The sequence below is a fragment of the Streptococcus sp. FSL R7-0212 genome, from assembly GCF_038007985.1.
GTDB classification, from domain to species: domain Bacteria; phylum Bacillota; class Bacilli; order Lactobacillales; family Streptococcaceae; genus Streptococcus; species Streptococcus parauberis.
The window spans coordinates 113,039-131,950 of the sequence record NZ_JBBOYF010000001.1 but is presented as its reverse complement, the minus strand read 5'-3'; the positions used below and the strand labels follow the sequence as shown (position 1 = coordinate 131,950).

13 protein-coding genes are annotated in these 18,912 nt (G+C 37.2%); 2 read left to right on the top strand and 11 right to left on the bottom strand.

Annotation, left to right across the window (positions count from 1 at the left end; translation table 11 throughout):
- Positions 1-5: 5 nt before the first annotated feature.
- Both rpoB and pbp1b read right to left on the bottom strand, forming a co-directional pair.
- The gene (rpoB, locus tag MKY69_RS00815) at positions 6-3,599 is read right to left on the bottom strand and encodes a DNA-directed RNA polymerase subunit beta (protein ID WP_062807010.1); all 3,594 of its coding nucleotides are present in this window, start codon (positions 3,597-3,599) and stop codon (positions 6-8) included.
- A 263-nt stretch (positions 3,600-3,862) separates the two neighbouring features.
- A complete protein-coding gene (gene pbp1b, locus MKY69_RS00810; RefSeq protein ID WP_372697374.1) occupies positions 3,863-6,172 on the bottom strand; it encodes a penicillin-binding protein PBP1B in 2,310 nt (769 codons plus the stop codon).
- A 93-nt stretch (positions 6,173-6,265) separates the two neighbouring features.
- Here pbp1b and tyrS point away from each other — a divergent pair, with 93 nt between their 5' ends.
- Positions 6,266-7,522 carry a tyrosine--tRNA ligase gene (gene tyrS, locus MKY69_RS00805; protein WP_003105208.1) on the top strand — a complete coding sequence of 419 codons (1,257 nt, stop codon included), beginning with the start codon at positions 6,266-6,268 and terminating at the stop codon, positions 7,520-7,522.
- Positions 7,523-7,560: 38 nt separating this feature from the next.
- Here tyrS and MKY69_RS00800 read toward each other — a convergent pair whose 3' ends face one another.
- The 4 genes from MKY69_RS00800 to ispE form a co-directional block, all read right to left on the bottom strand.
- The gene (locus MKY69_RS00800) at positions 7,561-8,376 is read right to left on the bottom strand and encodes a metal ABC transporter permease (RefSeq protein ID WP_003108760.1); all 816 of its coding nucleotides are present in this window, start codon (positions 8,374-8,376) and stop codon (positions 7,561-7,563) included.
- Positions 8,377-8,378: 2 nt separating this feature from the next.
- Positions 8,379-9,077, bottom strand: coding sequence for a metal ABC transporter ATP-binding protein (locus MKY69_RS00795; RefSeq protein ID WP_340790788.1), 699 nt, complete (start codon positions 9,075-9,077; stop codon positions 8,379-8,381).
- 3 nt (positions 9,078-9,080) lie between these two features.
- On the bottom strand, positions 9,081-9,524 hold the full coding sequence (locus MKY69_RS00790) for a zinc-dependent MarR family transcriptional regulator (RefSeq protein WP_003104958.1): 444 nt from the start codon (positions 9,522-9,524) through the stop codon (positions 9,081-9,083).
- A gap of 68 nt (positions 9,525-9,592) precedes the next feature.
- Positions 9,593-10,444: a 4-(cytidine 5'-diphospho)-2-C-methyl-D-erythritol kinase gene (ispE, locus tag MKY69_RS00785; protein WP_003103055.1), complete on the bottom strand. Its 852-nt coding sequence runs from the start codon at positions 10,442-10,444 to the stop codon at positions 9,593-9,595.
- A gap of 229 nt (positions 10,445-10,673) precedes the next feature.
- Here ispE and MKY69_RS00780 point away from each other — a divergent pair, with 229 nt between their 5' ends.
- Positions 10,674-11,654, top strand: coding sequence for a polyprenyl synthetase family protein (locus tag MKY69_RS00780; protein ID WP_003108764.1), 981 nt, complete (start codon positions 10,674-10,676; stop codon positions 11,652-11,654).
- Between the two features lie 30 nt (positions 11,655-11,684).
- Here the strand turns inward: MKY69_RS00780 and cydC are convergent, their stop codons facing one another.
- The 5 genes from cydC to MKY69_RS00755 all read right to left on the bottom strand — a co-directional run bounded on the left by cydC (position 11,685) and on the right by MKY69_RS00755 (position 18,883).
- Complete coding sequence (cydC, locus tag MKY69_RS00775) at positions 11,685-13,430, bottom strand: thiol reductant ABC exporter subunit CydC (protein ID WP_037621243.1); 1,746 nt, start codon at positions 13,428-13,430, stop codon at positions 11,685-11,687.
- The gene (gene cydD / locus MKY69_RS00770; protein WP_003105290.1) at positions 13,423-15,141 is read right to left on the bottom strand and encodes a thiol reductant ABC exporter subunit CydD; all 1,719 of its coding nucleotides are present in this window, start codon (positions 15,139-15,141) and stop codon (positions 13,423-13,425) included. Before cydD ends, cydC begins: the two co-directional genes overlap by 8 nt.
- On the bottom strand, positions 15,141-16,160 hold the full coding sequence (gene cydB / locus MKY69_RS00765) for a cytochrome d ubiquinol oxidase subunit II (RefSeq protein ID WP_003103466.1): 1,020 nt from the start codon (positions 16,158-16,160) through the stop codon (positions 15,141-15,143). The genes cydD and cydB overlap by 1 nt, the downstream gene beginning before the upstream one ends.
- Complete coding sequence (locus MKY69_RS00760) at positions 16,160-17,587, bottom strand: cytochrome ubiquinol oxidase subunit I (RefSeq protein ID WP_076751812.1); 1,428 nt, start codon at positions 17,585-17,587, stop codon at positions 16,160-16,162. Before MKY69_RS00760 ends, cydB begins: the two co-directional genes overlap by 1 nt.
- An 81-nt stretch (positions 17,588-17,668) precedes the next feature.
- Positions 17,669-18,883, bottom strand: a complete 1,215-nt coding sequence (locus MKY69_RS00755) for an NAD(P)/FAD-dependent oxidoreductase (protein ID WP_003108771.1) — start codon at positions 18,881-18,883, stop codon at positions 17,669-17,671.
- Positions 18,884-18,912: the final 29 nt, after the last annotated feature.

Genomic DNA, 18,912 nt, shown 5'->3' with positions numbered 1-18,912 from the left:
TATTCTTAGTCTTCAGTTGTTTCAGCTACTTCAGTTGTTTCTGGAACTGGAGTTTCTTGAACTGGAGCTTCTTGAACTTGTTTTTCACGTGCTTTTTCAAGATCATCAACGTGCATCACGTCATCATCTTCACCTTCGTCAAGATCACGAAGTTCAACTTCGTTATCATCTTCATCAAGGACACGCATATCAAGACCTAGAGATTGTAATTCTTTTACAAGCACGCGGAATGATTCTGGAACACCTGGTTTTGGAATTGGTTTACCTTTTGTAATAGCTTCATAAGCTTTCAAACGTCCAGTTACATCATCTGACTTGTAAGTCAAGATTTCTTGAAGAACATTTGAAGCTCCATAGGCTTCAAGGGCCCAAACTTCCATCTCACCAAAACGTTGTCCACCAAATTGTGCTTTACCACCAAGAGGCTGTTGTGTAACGAGTGAGTATGGCCCAACAGAACGCGCATGAAGTTTATCATCAACCATGTGGTGAAGTTTAATCATATACATGACACCAACAGAAACGCGGTTATCAAATGGTTCACCTGTACGGCCATCATAAAGAACTGTTTTAGCATCTGAATCCATGCCAGCTTCTATAACTGTTTCCCAAAGGTCATCGGCAGTAGCACCGTCAAAGACTGGTGTTGCAATGTGAATTCCTAAATTACGAGCAGCCATACCAAGGTGGAGTTCCATAACTTGTCCAATGTTCATACGTGAAGGTACCCCAAGAGGGTTCAACATGATATCAACTGGAGTTCCGTCTGGTAAATAAGGCATGTCTTCCACAGGAACGATACGAGAAACAACCCCTTTGTTTCCGTGACGACCAGCCATTTTATCTCCAACTTTGATTTTACGTTTTTGGGCAATGTAAACACGAACTAACATGTTTACGCCTGATTGTAATTCATCTCCGTTAGCACGTGTAAAGATTTTAACATCACGAACGATACCATCTCCACCGTGAGGAACACGAAGTGATGTATCACGAACTTCACGAGATTTATCACCAAAGATTGCATGCAATAGACGTTCTTCAGCAGACAAGTCTTTTTCACCTTTAGGTGTAACTTTACCTACAAGAATATCGCCTTCTTTAACTTCAGCACCAATACGGATAATCCCCATTTCGTCAAGATCTCTAAGAGCTTCTTCACCAACGTTTGGTACTTCACGTGTAATTTCTTCAGGGCCGAGCTTTGTATCTCTAGTTTCTGATTCAAATTCTTCTAAGTGAACTGATGTATAAACATCTTCTTTAACAAGACGTTCACTCATGATGACAGCATCCTCGAAGTTATAACCTTCCCAAGTCATATAGGCTACGACTGGGTTTTGTCCAAGTGCCATTTCTCCATTTTCCATTGAAGGTCCATCAGCAATGAAGTCACCTTTTTCAATGATATCGCCAACTTTAACAAGTGTGCGTTGGTTATAGGCTGTACCAGAGTTTGAACGACGGAATTTTGTAATATGGTAAACATCTAGAGAGCCATCTTCACGACGAACTTCTACTTTCTCAGCATCTGAGAAAACAACTTTACCACTGTATTGAGCAATAACGGCAGCTCCTGAGTCATGAGCTGCTTGATATTCCATACCAGTACCAACAAATGGTGATTTTGGATTAATCAATGGAACAGCCTGACGTTGCATGTTGGCACCCATAAGGGCACGGTTTGAGTCATCGTTTTCCAAGAAAGGAATACATGCTGTCGCAACAGCAACTACCTGTTTAGGAGAAACGTCAACAAAGTCAACAATACTTGCAGAGAACTCTTGGTTATTACCTTGGTGACGACCCATTACAATTTCTTCCGCAAATGTGCCATCTTCATTTAGTTTTGAATTTGCCTGTGCAACTGTGAACTCATCTTCCTCATCAGCTGTTAACCAGACGATTTCGCTAGTAACGATACCAGTAGAACGATCAACCTTACGATAAGGCGTTTGAATAAAGCCATACTTATTCAAGTGACCAAATGATGACAAGTTATTAATCAAACCGATATTTGGTCCTTCAGGAGTTTCAATTGGACACATACGACCATAGTGAGTGTAATGTACGTCACGTACTTCATACCCTGCACGGTCACGAGTCAATCCACCAGGGCCTAAGGCTGATAAACGACGTTTATGAGAAAGCTCAGACAATGGATTATGTTGGTCCATAAACTGTGACAACTGAGAAGAACCAAAGAATTCTTTAACCGCAGCAGTTACAGGACGAATATTAATAATTTGTTGTGGTGTTAAAACATCGTTATCTTGAACAGACATACGTTCGCGAACGTTACGTTCCATACGTGCAAGACCAATACGGAATTGGTTAGCAAGTAATTCACCAACGGCACGAATACGACGGTTACCAAGGTGGTCGATGTCATCTACTTTACCAATACCTTCAGAAAGGTTTAAGAAATAAGACATTTCTGCAAGAATATCAGCAGGTGTCAATGCACGAACTTTATCATCAGGAGCGGCATTGCCAATCAAGGTAACAACACGATCCGGATCAATTGGTGAAACCACTTTGAATTTTTGAAGAATTACGGGTTCAGTGACAACTGCATAATCATTTGGTGTATATGCAAATTTGTTCAAATCTCCATCAATATGTTCTTCAATTGATTCAATCACTTCACGAGTCATTACTGTACCAGACTCAACAAGAATTTCGCCTGTTTCAGCATCAATCAAGTTTTCAGCAATTGTCTGATTCAACAAACGTGTTTTGATGTTCAATTTTTTATTGACTTTGTAACGTCCAACAGCTGCTAAATCATAACGACGAGCATCGAAGAAACGAGCAATCAATAAACTACGTGAACTATCAGCAGTTTTAGGTTCACCCGGTCTTAAGCGCTCATAAATTTCTTTAAGGGCTTCGTCAGTACGTGAATCACTTGGGTTTTTGTGAATATCCTTTTCAATTGTATTACGAACTAAATCACTTTCACCAAAGATATCAACAATTTCATCGTCACCTGAGAATCCTAAAGCACGAACAAGTGTTGTAAATGGAATTTTACGAGTACGGTCGATACGCGTATAAGCAATATCCTTAGCATCAGTTTCCAATTCTAACCATGCACCACGGTTAGGGATTACAGTTGAACCATAACCAATTTTGCCATTTTTGTCCACTTTATCATTAAAGTAAACACCAGGCGAACGAACTAATTGAGATACGATAATACGTTCACCACCATTGATGATGAATGTTCCCATTTCAGTCATGATTGGGAAATCGCCAAAGAAAACTTCCTGAGTTTTAATTTCACCAGTTTCTTTGTTAACTAAACGGAAAGTAACAAAGATTGGTGCAGAATAACTTGCATCATGGATACGAGCTTCTTCTAAAGTATACTTTGGTTCTTTAAATTCATAACCTACAAATTCAAGTTCCATTGTGTCAGTAAAGTTTGAAATTGGTAATACATCTTCAAAAACTTCTTTTAATCCTGCATCAAGAAACTCTTGGAATGAGTCAGTTTGAATTTCAATTAAGTTTGGTAAATCAAGAACTTCTTTGATTCTTGAAAAGCTACGACGTGTACGGTGTTTTCCGTATCGAACTTCATGTCCTGCCAAGTTTTTAGCTCCTTTTTCTTTTTAACATTTGCATGATAGCAAATAGGTCTAATTTTATAATTTATCCCAATTGTGAATTTTTAGAATCTTTAAATATAGATGACAAATGACTATATTTAGCAAAAATAGGCACAAAAAGAGCAGCTAAATCTGACTGAATCAGTTTGATTTAACTGCTGTACTTCCTAGTTGGACAATATTTCAACTAGATTGGACGACAAATAGTTATTAGTATTATACACTATTTGTCACTAAAATTCAAGCTATTTTTTTCTAATATTGAAACTTGCCCAAGCTTTTTGATAGTCTGCATCCGTACCACCAATACCATATTTATAAGTCATCGGACCAGCTCCATTTTTCGCCCATAAACTAGTCACTGTTTGGCCTCCAAGTGTGATGCGGCGACCATTGACTGTTACAGTTCCTGGTTGTAGCCCTGTTGTTTTCAAGACATTAGATTTTATTACACCTTTGTCTAATCCAAATCTTCCTGATTTAAATAAACTTGGATCTGCTTGGTTAATGGCATTTACTAAATTTGCCATATAATTTGAATTATTATTATAGCCTGCCATCGGTGTTAAGGAATTATTATTATCATGTCCAGCCCAACCACCTAAGGTTACTTTTGGAGTAGCAAGCATTAGCCAAACATCAGAATAATTCTCAGTAGTACCCGTTTTACCTATCCAATCAACTGAACCCAAAGATGGATTAAGTCCATTCAAACGTGATTTGAAAGTTGTAGTTGCACCAGAATCAATTGGACCACGTAATAATTGCTGTAATATTGTCGCTGTTGGCGCTGAAAAAACACGTTGTCCTTTTTTCTCATGTTGGTAAACGACAGTTCCGTCACTAGCAGTAATCTTTTCAACCATATATTGCTCATGAAACTCACCATTATTAGCAATCATCTGATAAGCATTTGTCTGTGTTCCAACAGATACATCGATACCTCCGCCAAGTGGAAGACTTTCAATTGAATAATCATTGATTCGATATCCCATCTTAGACATATAGGCTTCAACATCAACACCTTGATCACGAAGCAATTTCTCAGTCCAATATGCCGGAATATTCCAAGAAGTGTTTAAAGCTTCCTGAAGATTCATCATTGCCGTACCTTCACTGTCAACGTGCATAATTTTTTGTCCACTAGAATAGGTTGTCGGGTAATTAGAAAGCATACTTTCACTCCCCATCAAACCTTGGTCAATAGCAGGGCCATATGCGATAATTGGCTTAATACTTGATCCTGGAGAACGCATGGTATTGAAGGCATGATTATTTTGGTTCATGTTATAATCACGTCCGCCAATAAAACCAATAATTGCTCCATTAGAATTATTGGTTAAGACATTCCCGACCTGAACCATACCAGAGCCATCATCAAGCAAGCCGCCAAATCGGTTAACAGCATCTTGCATAGCATTGTATACATTCTTGTTGATTGTTGATTTTACAGTGTAACCACCTTGTTGTAGCTCTTTCATAGCAATCTCTTCATAAGAGGCTTTTATCTCATCATTTTTCAAATCTCGTGGCGAAATTTTATCTCGTTTAATAAGATAAGTGAACATGGCTTTTTTAGCATCTTCTAAAACAGCATAATAAAGATAGTCATGCTTATTAATTTTGATAGATTCTGGTTTTTTAAAATCTTTACTAATCTGATAGTTTTTATAAGATTCATAATCTTTCTTAGAAAGGAATCCTGTCCGATACATATTATAGAGAACATTATGTTGTCGTGTAATACCGAAAGACATTTCTTTTTCAGATTTTAACTGACCAGTTGCTAAATAAGGTGAATAAACAATTGGACTTTGTGGCAAACCAGCTAAAAAAGCTGCTTGCGGTACTGTTAAATCTTTTGCTGAAACACCGAATATCCCTTGAGCAGCTTCTTCGATACCAGCAATATTTTGTCCTTTATTATTACGACCAAAAGGAGAGACATTCAAATAAGTAGATAAAATATCATCCTTATTAATATATCTTTCTAAAGCTAAAGCATAAATAATTTCTTTGGATTTACGTTTAAAGGTTGGATCATCCCCAAGCACTTGCTGTTTAATTAACTGCTGAGTTAAGGTTGACCCCCCACTAGATTCTCCTAAACCTAGGATAGATCCTAGAGTTGCCCTAAAGACTGCCTTGGGAACAACACCTTTATGTTCTTTAAAGTTTTCATCTTCAGTTGAAATAATGGCATTCTTCATATTTGGTGAAATAGCATCATTAGCTACAGGCGTTCTCAATAAATCAGTATCAATCGGAGAAATCATACTATCATCTGAATACTTAAGTTGTGAAATCATCGTGATAGTCTTAACTTCTTTGACTAAACTATCCTTACTAGGAACTTTAACCGAGTCAATCTGACTAGCTAAATAGCCAAAAGCCATCCCAGCACCAAGCATACCAAATAGGAAGATTGTAATATATATAAAATTGGTTAGTAATTTTGCAGTTCTTAAGGCAACAAAGCTAATATCTTTAGCATCCAGATTTTGCTTTCTACCTGTTTTTTTCTTCTTTAATTGGTTCACTATAAAATACCTCAACTTCTATTATACCAAACTTTGATAAAGCTTGCATAGCAGTTGCTTTTTTTGATATAATGATTTCCGTAACTAAAAAGAAAATGGAGAAAGCCTATGAATATTTTTGAAGAACTCAAAGCTCGTGGCTTGGTCTTTCAAACGACCGACGAAGAAGCCCTTGTCAAAGCACTAACAGAAGGGCAAGTATCCTATTATACAGGTTATGATCCAACAGCTGATAGCTTACACCTAGGTCACTTAGTGGCGATTTTGACTTCACGTCGCTTACAGCTTGCAGGGCACAAACCATATGCTCTTGTCGGAGGAGCAACAGGTTTAATTGGTGATCCTTCATTTAAAGATGCTGAACGTAGCCTTCAAACCAAAGAAACTGTTTTGGAATGGAGTGACAAAATTAAGGGACAACTATCTAATTTCCTTGATTTTGAAAATGGTGACAACAAAGCTGAACTTGTAAACAACTATGATTGGTTCTCTCAAATTAGCTTCATCGACTTCCTCCGAGATGTTGGTAAGTACTTTACCGTTAACTACATGATGAGTAAAGATTCTGTTAAAAAAAGAATTGAAACAGGAATTTCATACACTGAATTTGCCTACCAAATCATGCAAGGATATGACTTCTACGAATTGAACGCAAAACACAATGTCACTCTCCAAATTGGTGGTTCTGACCAATGGGGAAACATGACTGCCGGAACAGAGCTGCTTCGCAGAAAATCAGACAAGACCGGTCATGTTATGACCGTTCCGTTAATCACAGATGCAACTGGTAAAAAGTTCGGTAAGTCTGAAGGTAATGCAATATGGCTAGACGCAGATAAAACATCTCCTTATGAAATGTATCAATTCTGGTTAAACGTAATGGACGATGATGCTGTTCGCTTCTTGAAAATATTTACTTTCTTAAGCTTAGACGAAATTAATGCCATCGAAAAAACTTTTGATGCTGCGCGACATGAACGTCTAGCTCAAAAAACATTAGCTTGTGAAGTTGTTACTCTAGTCCATGGTAAGGCTGCTTACGATCAAGCTGTCAAAATCACTGAACAACTTTTTGCCGGAAATATCAAAGAATTATCAGCAAGTGAATTAAAACAAGGTCTTAGCAATGTGCCAAACTATCATGTATCTTCCGAAGCTAATATGAATATTGTTGAGATGTTAGTTACAGCTGGTATCTCCCCATCAAAACGTCAAGCACGCGAAGATGTAAGTAATGGTGCAATCTATGTCAATGGCGAACGCCTTCAAGATTTAGACTATCAATTACAAGATGAAGATAAAATCGATGGACAATTAACTGTTATCCGTCGTGGCAAGAAAAAGTACGCTGTATTAACTTATTAATCACAAGAAAAAATGTCCTACCTCAAGGTAGGACATTTTTATTTAACTAATTTTTTGAGTATCCCGATAATACTCACAATCAAGAAAATTGTGATAAAAATCATTGTGATAGTAGCACTTGCTGGTGTTTCCCAGAAATAGGACAGGAAGATTCCGGCAGTCATACCGACAAACCCAATGCCAATACCTAAGAAAATCACGGAAGTGAAATTTTTACCTATTCGCATAGCAATACTTGCTGGCAAGACCATGATAGTCGAAACTAGTAAGGCTCCTGCCGCGGGGATTGTTAACGCGATAGCTATACCGGTTACAACATTAAACAGAACTGACATCAATCTAACAGGTAAGCCATCGACATAAGCGGTATCCTCATCAAAGGTCAAAATATACATGGGTCTAATAAAGAGCATAGTCAAGACAAGGATTAGAATAGCTATAACGAAGAGGGCAATAACCTGCTCCATGCTAATTGTAATGATTGATCCAAAGAGATACTGCTCTAGGCTAACATTGGAGTTGCTTGAAGATTTGCTCATAATAATGAGCGAGATTGCTAATCCCATTGACATGAGAATGGCTGTTGAAATTTCCATGTAGTGCTTGTAAACTACACGAAGATACTCAAGAACCACCGCTGCAATCGCTACGACAATAATCGTTGTCCAAGTTGGATTAACACCCAGGACCACGCCAAGTGCCACCCCTGCTAAGGAAACGTGACTCAGTGTATCACTCATTAGACTTTGGCGACGCAGAATTAAAAAGATACCAAGTATAGGAGCAAAAATACTAATAGCGATAACAGCCATTACAGCTCTCTGCATAAAATCATAAGATAATATCTCTAACATACTTAAACCTCCTTGCTTTCTTGGTCATGGACATTAAAACAACGCCATGGGAGGTTTTCATTACGAACCAAATGAATATTACGATCAGCATAATCTTTGACCTCTTCAGGGTCATGGGTAATCATTAAAACAGCTTTACCATGTTTATGTGCACTATGATTCATTAACTGATAAAATGTTTCAGTCGTTTCACTATCCATACCAGTAGTCGGTTCATCGAGGACAAAAACATCAGGGTCAGAAGCAAACATTCGTGCAATCACAACCCTTTGCTTTTGTCCACCAGATAAACTACCAATCCGTTTGTTACGACTTTCCCACATGCCAACTGATTCCAAGCTAGCTTTGATATGTTCTTCATCATGCTTTGTAAGACGTCTGAACCAACCATTACGAGGGTACCGTCCTGATTTCACAAACTCATAGACAGTTGATGGAAACCCAGCATTAAAACTGGCAACTTGCTGCGGTAGGTAGGCGATTCGAAGTTTTTTTCCTTCTTTATTCGTTTTCGAAAAAGTTACTGTACCAACCTTTGGTGTCAATATACCTAGAGTCGCTTTAATTAAGGTTGATTTCGCGGCACCATTTTCTCCGGTTAAGGTAACAAACTCTCCGCTGTCTAAATGATAAGTGACCCCCTCTAGGACGGGATCACTTTCATAATAGAAGGAGAGATTTTCAACTGTTAAATATCTCAAAATTTACCTTTCTAATTCCTTGGCAAATACAGTCAAGAATTTTTCAACGACTGCTTCCTCTTCCTCTGAGAAGTTTTCAAGCAGTCTCTTATAGACATCTAGTGTTTGATCATGATGATGTGTATGTTCTTGGGCAATTGGCATAGCCAGTTCAGTTAATTCAAAATAGGTAACACGCGCATCTACTGCATCCTTAGATGAAGCAAGCATGCCTTGCTTAATTAAACTTTTAATTGCTTTTGTAACAGCAGCCTGACTGATATTTAATTTTTTTGCTAATTCAGTATTTGTCAGTTTATCCTGTGACAGGAGCATCAAAATATGTTCCTGAGTATTTGTCAATTTAACATCACTTTGGCATGAGCCAAATAATAGTTCGTGCTGATTTTCAGCCTTCATCAAAATTCGATTAACCAAGCTATCAATTTTCTTTTCTAAAGTCCCCATAACACACCTCATTTTCTTAACCAGTTAATTATAACAAAAAGAAATCAAAGAAGCAAGATGAATTGCCTCTATAATGTTCTTACTTTATAAACTTCCTTACAAAATCCTTTTAGACTATTAACGACCCGATTGGCCTGTTTTTCTGTCCGACATAGAGCAAACACTGTTGGTCCACTCCCAGTCATCAAGGCAACATCTGCTCCCGAAAAAATCATTTTATCTTTTATTTTCTGAATAAATGGCTTTCTTGTAATACTAATATTTTCCAAAGAATTTCCCATGCTAGTAATCAAAGCCTGATAGTTATTAGTTTCTAAAGCATTTATTATGGCAGAAATATCAACACGAGAAATTTCTTGACAATCAACCTCAGAAAAAATCGTTCGCGTTGAAATCCCAAATTCAGGCTTAACCAGAACAACCCAAGATGACAATTTCCCATCTATACAATCTACCTGCTCTCCCATGCCGCCAACCTGAGCACAGCCACCTGAAATACAATAGGGAACATCACTGCCAATACGTTTGCCAATTGCAATCATTTCCTCTTTAGTTAGATTTAATTGCCAAAGCTTATTGAGTCCTCTAATTGTCGCCGCTGCATCGCTTGACCCACCACCCATACCTGCACAAATTGGAATTTTCTTGTCCAAATTGATGCTTACTCCTTTTTTTATACCATAATCAGCTTTTATCAGTTGAGCTGCTTTAAAGACATCGTTTTTATCATTTACTGGCATTTTAGGAGAATTAGAAGTTATCACAATCTTATTGTCTTCTCTGTCTGACAATGTAATATAGTCACATAAATCAACACTTACCATGACCATTGATAAATCATGATAGCCATCATCCCGCTTACCAAGCACATCCAAGCCTAAATTAATTTTTGCAGGAGCTCTTTCAATTATTGAAACCATAAGACCCCTCACTTAATCTTTGATATATCTTAAAATATACACAATATTAATAAAAAACTCAACTATCTGTTATTCCAATTTTATGTCAACTGACTCTGTCAATTCCTCAAAAGCCAAGTCTATCAATAGCTTATGCCTGCTAATAATACTTTTCTCCGAATATTATTCTAGCAATCACCTTCTATTTAAGGTAGAATAGAGAGGTAAAAGTATGCAAGGAGAACCATAGATGTCACGTTATTGGAACAAGTTTCCAGAAATCCAAAAAGAAATAGATGCCGTTGTAGAATTAATCGGTCAACGTGCCAATGTTCGAAATTCGAATATAAAAGCTGCAATTGTAGATTTAAGTACGGCCGGGGGAAAATACCTGAGACCAGCCTTTTTCTTTTTCTTTTCTCAATTCGGAGACCAAGAACAAAAAAATCGTGACCAACTCCGTCAAATTGCTGCCTCTCTAGAGATTCTCCACATGGCCACCTTAATTCATGATGACGTCATTGATGATTCTCCGCTTAGACGAGGTCAAAAAACAATTCAAACCCAATTCGGAAAAGATGTGGCCGTATATACAGGTGATTTTCTTTTCACCATTTTCTTCGAATTAATCCTCGAAAGCATGCAAGATTCTCCTTACATGACCATCAATGCCAAAGCTATGAAACAGATTCTAATTGGCGAATTGGAACAAATGGAGCTCTACTTCAATCAAGAACAAGATGTGGAAAGTTACCTAACTGCTATTTCGGGGAAAACGGCAGAGCTTTTCCAATTAGCTAGTCAAGAAGGGGCTTATTTTGCCGGAGCAAGTCAAGATGTAGTAAGCCTTGCTGGTAGAATTGGCCATCACATCGGAATGACATTCCAGATTTTAGATGACATCTTAGATTACACAGCAGACCCTAAAACTTTCAACAAACCTGTATTAGAAGACTTATGCAATGGTGTCTATAGTCTGCCTCTTTTACTAGCAATGAAAAAAAATCCTGCTGCCTTTAAACCCCTACTCGATAAGCAGCGAGACATGACCTCCGCAGATCGGTTACAAGTCAAAGAATTAGTTTTAACTTATGGTGGTGTTGAGGAAGCTAAAGCATTGGCTAATAAGTACACCGAAAAAGCACTGGCCGATATTGAACAACTACCAAAAATAAAAGCCCAAAAACAACTCTTAAAAGTAACCAAGGAATTGTTAAAACGAGATATATAAAAAGAGCAAAGGATTTCTTCCCTTGCTCTTTTATTTACCATCATCGATAGCTTTTAATTGACGGTAACGGTCATTCGTTTCTTGTAAAACAGAAGGTTCACCTGAAATTTCAATTTGACCATCCTCAATAAAGATGACCTTATCAACTTTTTCAATTCCCTTCAGATGGTGTGTAATCCAAATAAGAGTTTTACCTTGTAAGGCTTCCAAAACTGTCTCTAATAATGCTTTTTCAGTAATTGGATCCAAACCAACAGTTGGTTCATCTAAAAGTACAATCGGTGTGTCTTGCAAGAGTATCCGAGCAAGGGCAATCCGATGTCTTTCACCACCTGAAAAACGCAAACCTGCTTCATCAACCATGGTATGGATACCGTGGGGTAGTGCTGAAACCATTCCTTTTAAACCAACTTGTGCTAGGACATCCCAGACATCGGATTCACTCGCTTGATTATTGCCAAGGCGAATATTGTTCAAGAGACTTGTATTAAAGAGGTAGGGTGCTTGTTGAATCACACCGATATAATCTGAAATGTGTTCTCCTAACTCACCAACAGGTATTCCAGAAAGAGAAATAGATCCCGCTGATACTAGTAAATCTCCACGTATTAAACTGGCTAAGGTACTTTTACCTGAACCACTTTTACCAAGAATAGCTAGTTTTTGGCCAGCTGTTATTTCCAAATTCAAGTCAGACAGGACTAACTTATCCGAATCAGCATAATGGAAATCTAAATTTCTGATACTCAAATTAAATGGTGCAGCAGGAAGCTGTCTAGTGACCTGTTGTTCTTTGATCTGTGGCAAATCGTTTAAACGATTTAAAGATTCTGCGTAACTTGATGATTCTTGACTTGCAGCAGCTAAGCCTGAAAAGGCATCAATCAGTGGAAAGACTGATAAAACAAAGGCAGCAATCCAGTTAGCCGCACCTCCATGGTCACCTGGGAACTGATTTGAAGCCCAAGCTAGGGTGACAACTGCTAGGATGGCAAAGGCTAATTGAAAAATGAAATTACGTTTATTATTAAAATGCTTCATTTTGGCTTGAACACTTGCCAACTTCGCTTCAGATTCTGCATGTAAGGCAACATATTCTTGACCACGTTGACTAAAAATCCAATCTGAAATTCCTAACACATTATCTGTTAAATCTGTATATAATTTACTTTTTAACTGTTTTTCCTGCTCTTGTCTGGCACCATTAATAATAACTGACCAAAGTGGAAAAAGAAAAACAAGAACTCCCAAATACAGAAGTACAAATAGGGCAAACCAGATATTAAAGTAACCCAGTCCAACAATAATAAAGACATATAAGACCCAGGCAATAATGGTAGGGAAGACAGTTCTCAAATATAGATTTTGAATATGATTGATGTCTTCAGCTAACAGACCCATGATATCGCCTAGTCGATAATTCTTCCTGAGAAAAATTGCGTCTTCCTCTAATGTTTCATAAAGTTTTAGGCGCAGCTTAGAAGTCATTTTTAATACCCAATTGTGACTTGTTAGTCGTTCGACATATCGAAAAACAGGGCGACCAATTCCAAAGGCGCGAGTTAAAACAATTGGTATGTAAACTAAGAGGATATTGCTTGGTAGTGATGCCGACTTACTGATGAGAAAACCTGAGTTAAACATGAGTGAGCTGGCAGCAAAGAAAGTTAAAAATCCTAAAAACAAGGCCAATATTAATGATTTCTTATAGCGTTTGAAAAAAGGTTTGACCCATTGATCTTTTGCTAGGGCTTGAATTATTGGTATTTTAATCATCAAAACCTCCCATCGCATGTTGCAGATTATAAAGATGTTCTTTTTTAGCCAACAACTCTTGATAAGAACCCATTTCCACAACCTTTCCTTGATCCATAACCAAAATCTGATCCATCTCTTTTAACCAGTGAAGACGATGAGTGGCAAAAAAGACAAGACGATTAGCCATAAGTGGAACCATTTTCTCTTTTAATTCCAGCTCTGTTTCAATATCTAGGTGAGCACTGGGTTCGTCCAAAAGCATAATACGGCGTTCCTTATCCAGAAAAGCACGAGCTAAAGCTATCCGTTGTGCCTGACCTCCACTCAAAGGTCTCGCTCCATTACCAATTTTTGTATCTAACCCTTGCGGTAATTCCGCAACTAATTCTTGGAGACCAACGACCGCAATTGCTTGATCAATCTCCTCTTGGTTTGCATTTGGTGTATAGAAGGTCAAATTGTCTCTTAATGTCATTTCAAAAACATAAGGATTTTGTGGAATATAAAGCATCTGCTTCTTCCAATCATCTTGATCCATATTTTCTAGTTTCTGACCATCAAGTACAAATTGTCCTTTGCTTGGCGCTAAAAATCCACTAAGGAGATTAATCAGACTTGATTTCCCAGAACCACTCATGCCGATGATACCAATCTTTTGAAAACCAGAAATACTAATGCCTGGAATTGACATAAAATGATTACCATCATATGCTAGTTCAATGTTTTCTAAATCTAACCGACTATTTTGAGACCAACTTTTTAGAGTAACTTGGTCTTTTTTAAAACTATTTTTACTTAAAATGGACTGAATAGCTTGGAATGCATTTTTTCCGTCAAGAGTTGCATGATAATCACTTGAAAAATCACGAACTGGTGTGAAATAGTCTGGAGAAAGAATCAAGACTGTTAAGGCAGGGAAAAGTAAGATTTCTTCATTAATTAATCTTAACCCAAGAAAGACAGCTACAATAGCTATTGATAAGGTAGTAAAAAAATCTAAGGCAAAAGTCGACAAAATTCCAATTCGTAATGCCGACATGGTCGACTTGCGAAAGTTTTCACTGGTACTATAAATACTTTTAGCATAACGTTTACTTAAACCAAAAAATTTTAAAGTGTCAATACCTCGTAGTGAATCTAAGAAATGGTTCGATAAGACTTGATAAGAAGCATATTGTCGGTCAGCCTTTGCTTTAGCAGCCAAACCTAGTATTATCATAAATAGAATAATTAAAGGAAAAACCAAAGTTAAAATGATCCCTGAATCAATATCCAAATAGTAAATGAAAGCAAGTATGATTACTGGTATTACTGTCATATTCATCATCTTATTGAGAACAAGATGTAAGTAATTTTCTACGAGTGAGACACCATCTAAAGCCATAGTAATCATATTCCCTGAGCCTTGTTCCTGCACTACACTTGGTCCTAATTCAAAAACTTTTTTCAAAAGTTGCGTTCGAATTTCTTTTGCGTGCCTAGCAGAGAATTTATCTAAACTTTCATCCTTAATATAGTTAATCAGATGTCGGCAAAAATAAGCTCCAACAAAAAACATTATAGATAGCAACTGAGCATTTAGGCTCTGGCCTTGCCAAAGTCCTGTAATGGCACTACTTAAGAAATAAGCTTGTCCTATAATAAAGATTGCTTGAAGGAAATCTAATCCTGCAAGCAATCCTAATATTTTATGAATACCGAACAAGCGCATAACTGCTTTATCTAGCATTATTTTTCCCCCGTTACAATAACTGGTAGAGTAATCCGTTTTCTAAAGATATAATATGCCCAAGCTGTGTAAGCAAGTACAAAAGGTATTAAACCGATAGCTACAAAGGACATCACTTTTAAAGTATATGGTGATGACGATGCATGTTGAATTAGCAAATCATATTTTGAGCCGATAGAGCTAATCATTACACGTGGGAATAATCCTTGGAAAATCAAGACAACAACTGCCACTAATGTCAATCCACTAGCAATAAAAGCTTGCATCTCAGCTTTTTTAAAGCTTGAGATATGAGCAAAAACTGTTAGCCCAACAATTAATAAAACTAAGAGAGTTGTTACTATTGGATGATTACTGAAGAAGTCTGTTTGGAAGAATAAAAGAATAGCAAATGCTACTAATCCAAGATAGAGAACAAAGTAAAGAAATTGTGCGAAGTTGTTTGCACGTTCTCTAACAGGTCCTTCTGTTTTTAAAGCAATATAATTTAGACCGTGAAGATAAGATAACAAGACCATGGCAACACCACCAACGATAGAGAAGATATTGAAATAATCTCCAAAATGAGCAGTCATATTTGCTTTAGCATCTAAAGGCATCCCTTGAATTAAACTAATGAACATAACCCCAAAGAAAAAGGGAACAATGGCAGAGCCAATTGATAAAGTCCAATTCCAAATTTGTTTTTGAGATTTAGGAACATTATGTCTAAATTCAAAGGAGACACCACGAATAATTAATCCAAATAAGATTGTTAATAAAATTAAGTAATAACCACTAAATAGAGATGCATACCAGTATGGGAATGATGCAAACATTGCACCGCCACCAGTAAGCAACCAAACTTCATTACCATCCCAAACTGGACCAATGGTAGAAACAATTTGATCTTTCTCTTCTTCATTATGGGCGAGTGTTTGAACCGCCATACCAACACCAAAGTCAAAACCTTCCAAGAAGAAGAAACCTGAGAAAAGCACTCCGATAAGGATGAACCAAAAAATTTGTAAACCGCTCATTAGTAGGCTCCTTTCTCAAATGGATCAACAACTGCATTTTTCATAAGTAACAATTGTTCTTCTTCAAATTCCGGACCTTTTTTCAACTCACGAATAGTCAGATAGACCATCATAGCACCCAGTCCACTAAATAGTAAAAAGTAAACAGTATTAGAAACAAAAAGCGAGGTTACTGAAACGTTTGGTGAGACACTATCTTTGATTTTGAACAATCCATAGACTGTCCATGGGTAACGTCCTTGTTCTGTAATAATCCACCCAAATGTATTTGATAGGAAAGGTGCAACTGTTGTTAGGGCAACAATCCAAAGCATCCATTTTTGTCTAAATAGAATTGGATTTTTCTTACGTGTTAAGAATAGTCCAATTGTTGATACACCAAGCATCAATGTCCCAAATGCAGCCATCGTACGGAAGCCGTAGAATAATAGATTGACCATTGGGTAATAATTGTCTTCGCCATATTTAGCAACTAATTCTTTGTTTGCCGTTTCCATCCCATTAACAGCTCCAGAAGGTTTACCATAGGATAGGATACTCAACATGTAAGGAACTTTAATACCAAAGACTTGTTCTTTTTTTGCTTCATTTGCCCAAGCAACCACTGTCCATGCTGCAGGGTCACCAGAATCTTCATAGTCACCTTCCATAGCAGCAAATTTCATTGGTTGGTCATTAAGCAAAGCTTTCATTTGCAAGTCTCCTGCACCCATAACTGAAATAGATCCAATTAAGGTAACAAGTAGCCCCAATCGTAATGACTTTTGATAAATTTTTTGAGTAGATTCAGATAAACTATCTTTTTTCAATAATCTAAAGGCAGCCATACCCGCAATAACTGTTCCACCCATTGTAATGGCACCAGTAATAACATGAGAAAATTCATAGAGAAATTGGTGGTTTTTAATAAGCGCGAAGAAATCCGTCATCTGAGCACGTCCATTGATTACTTCATAGCCCACTGGATGTTGCATAAAGGCATTGGCAATAAGAATCCACATTGCTGACATCAATGAACCGAAAACAACTAACCAGATAAAGCTAGCATGCATCTTTTTACTAATTTTTTTATTGTCCCAAGTAAATATCCATAAACCTAAAAAAGTTGATTCCATAAAGAATGCAAGTAAGGCTTCAATAGCTAAAGGCGCCCCAAAGATGTCCCCTACGAAACGAGAATAGTCAGACCAGTTCATTCCAAATTGAAATTCCTGGATTATACCTGTAACAACACCAACAGCAAAACTGAGGAGCATGATATTGCCCCAGAATTTTGTCATCTTTTTATATTCTTCATTTTTAGTGACAACATAACAGGTTTCCATGATTGCAACAACAAAACAAGTCCCGATTGTAAAAGGCACAAAAAAGAAGTGAAAAATCGTTGTCATGGCAAATTGAAAACGTGCGAGTGTTTCAATAGTCATTAATAAATCCTCCGATTTGTATAGTGTCTTCCTAACCCATCACAGCTAAGAAAAACCGATAATTAAATAGTAGCCTTTATCTTAATGATATAAATCGAAACGACCTTTGGCTAAGAGTTCTTTCAAACCACCCATATCAACTAATGATTTATTCATAATTGCTTTTTTAATGAACGATGCTGGATAACCTTTAACTTTAGTTGATTTACCAACAATACCTAAGCCATGAGTATTACCAACAGAGGCAACTGTTCCTTTCGATTCATAAGTAAAGTTCTCAGTAGCTTCATTGTTCAATTGATGCGCAATATTTTTTGCAGCATGCGCACCCATTTGTGTTGCAATTTGAGCAGTTGTTGGGTAAGGACGATCATTTGAAGGATCGATTAGCGCTGATACATCACCGATGATATAGACATTGTCATATTTAGGGTCACGTAAATCAGCGTTGATTATAACACGACCACGGCGTTCTGCAAATCCAGACTCTCCCATAACCTTACTTCCACTTACACCTGTTGTCCAGATGATTGTTTCTGCAGCGATTGATTGACGTTCAGCATTTTCATCAGGACTAGTTGCATATACGACTTCACCTGGTTTGATTTCTTTAATCATAGAACCAAGCATTAAATTAATACCAAGTTTTTTAATCAATTCAAGTCCATGATTAGCTAACTCATCATCAAACATTGGAAGGATACGTGTTGCAGCTTCGATACATATGATTTCAATTTGATCTGCAGTAACACCAGCAATTTCAGCATAACGTTTCTTTTCGTCAGTAAGAGCACCAGCTAACTCAATTCCAGTAAAACCTGCACCACATACTAAGATACGTAAATAATTTTTATCCTTAGTTTCACGGTATTTTTCCATCATTTTAATGATATGACGGTGGATATTTTCTGCAGTGTTGATATCAACCATTTGCAAGGCATTTTCTTCCGCACCTACAATACCAAAGGTTTCAGAGCAGAAACCTAAAGCAACTACAACGTAGTCAAAATGGAGTGTCCCAGATTTTGCTAATTCAGCAGTCTTTTCTTCAGGATTAACTTTAACAACACTGTCTTGAATGAAAGTTACTTTTTTTTCATCAATTACTTCTTTGATTGAGAAAGTAATTTTTTCTTTTGGCTGTGAACCAGATGCTACTTCATGTAATTCAGTTGCTTCATAATGATAATCGTTCCGATCAACAAGCGTAATATGGAAATCACCAGCTTGTTTTTGTAAACTACGAACCGTTTTCAAGCCAGCGTAACCAGCTCCTAATACTAAAATTTCTTGCATAATATTCTCCTTGTAATATTAACGTCAAT

Excerpts from the sequence above, each read along its gene's own strand:
- cydD (WP_003105290.1), bottom strand. The coding sequence starts at position 15,141 with ATGCTAGATAAAGCAGTTATGCGCTTGTTCGGTATTCATAAAATATTA.
- MKY69_RS00780 (WP_003108764.1), top strand. The coding sequence starts at position 10,674 with ATGTCACGTTATTGGAACAAGTTTCCAGAAATCCAAAAAGAAATAGAT.
- cydB (WP_003103466.1), bottom strand. The coding sequence starts at position 16,160 with ATGAGCGGTTTACAAATTTTTTGGTTCATCCTTATCGGAGTGCTTTTC.
- ispE (WP_003103055.1), bottom strand. The coding sequence starts at position 10,444 with ATGGTTTCAATAATTGAAAGAGCTCCTGCAAAAATTAATTTAGGCTTG.
- cydC (WP_037621243.1), bottom strand. The coding sequence starts at position 13,430 with ATGATTAAAATACCAATAATTCAAGCCCTAGCAAAAGATCAATGGGTC.
- MKY69_RS00755 (WP_003108771.1), bottom strand. The coding sequence starts at position 18,883 with ATGCAAGAAATTTTAGTATTAGGAGCTGGTTACGCTGGCTTGAAAACG.
- MKY69_RS00760 (WP_076751812.1), bottom strand. The coding sequence starts at position 17,587 with ATGACTATTGAAACACTCGCACGTTTTCAATTTGCCATGACAACGATT.
- tyrS (WP_003105208.1), top strand. The coding sequence starts at position 6,266 with ATGAATATTTTTGAAGAACTCAAAGCTCGTGGCTTGGTCTTTCAAACG.
- MKY69_RS00790 (WP_003104958.1), bottom strand. The coding sequence starts at position 9,524 with ATGGGGACTTTAGAAAAGAAAATTGATAGCTTGGTTAATCGAATTTTG.
- MKY69_RS00800 (WP_003108760.1), bottom strand. The coding sequence starts at position 8,376 with ATGTTAGAGATATTATCTTATGATTTTATGCAGAGAGCTGTAATGGCT.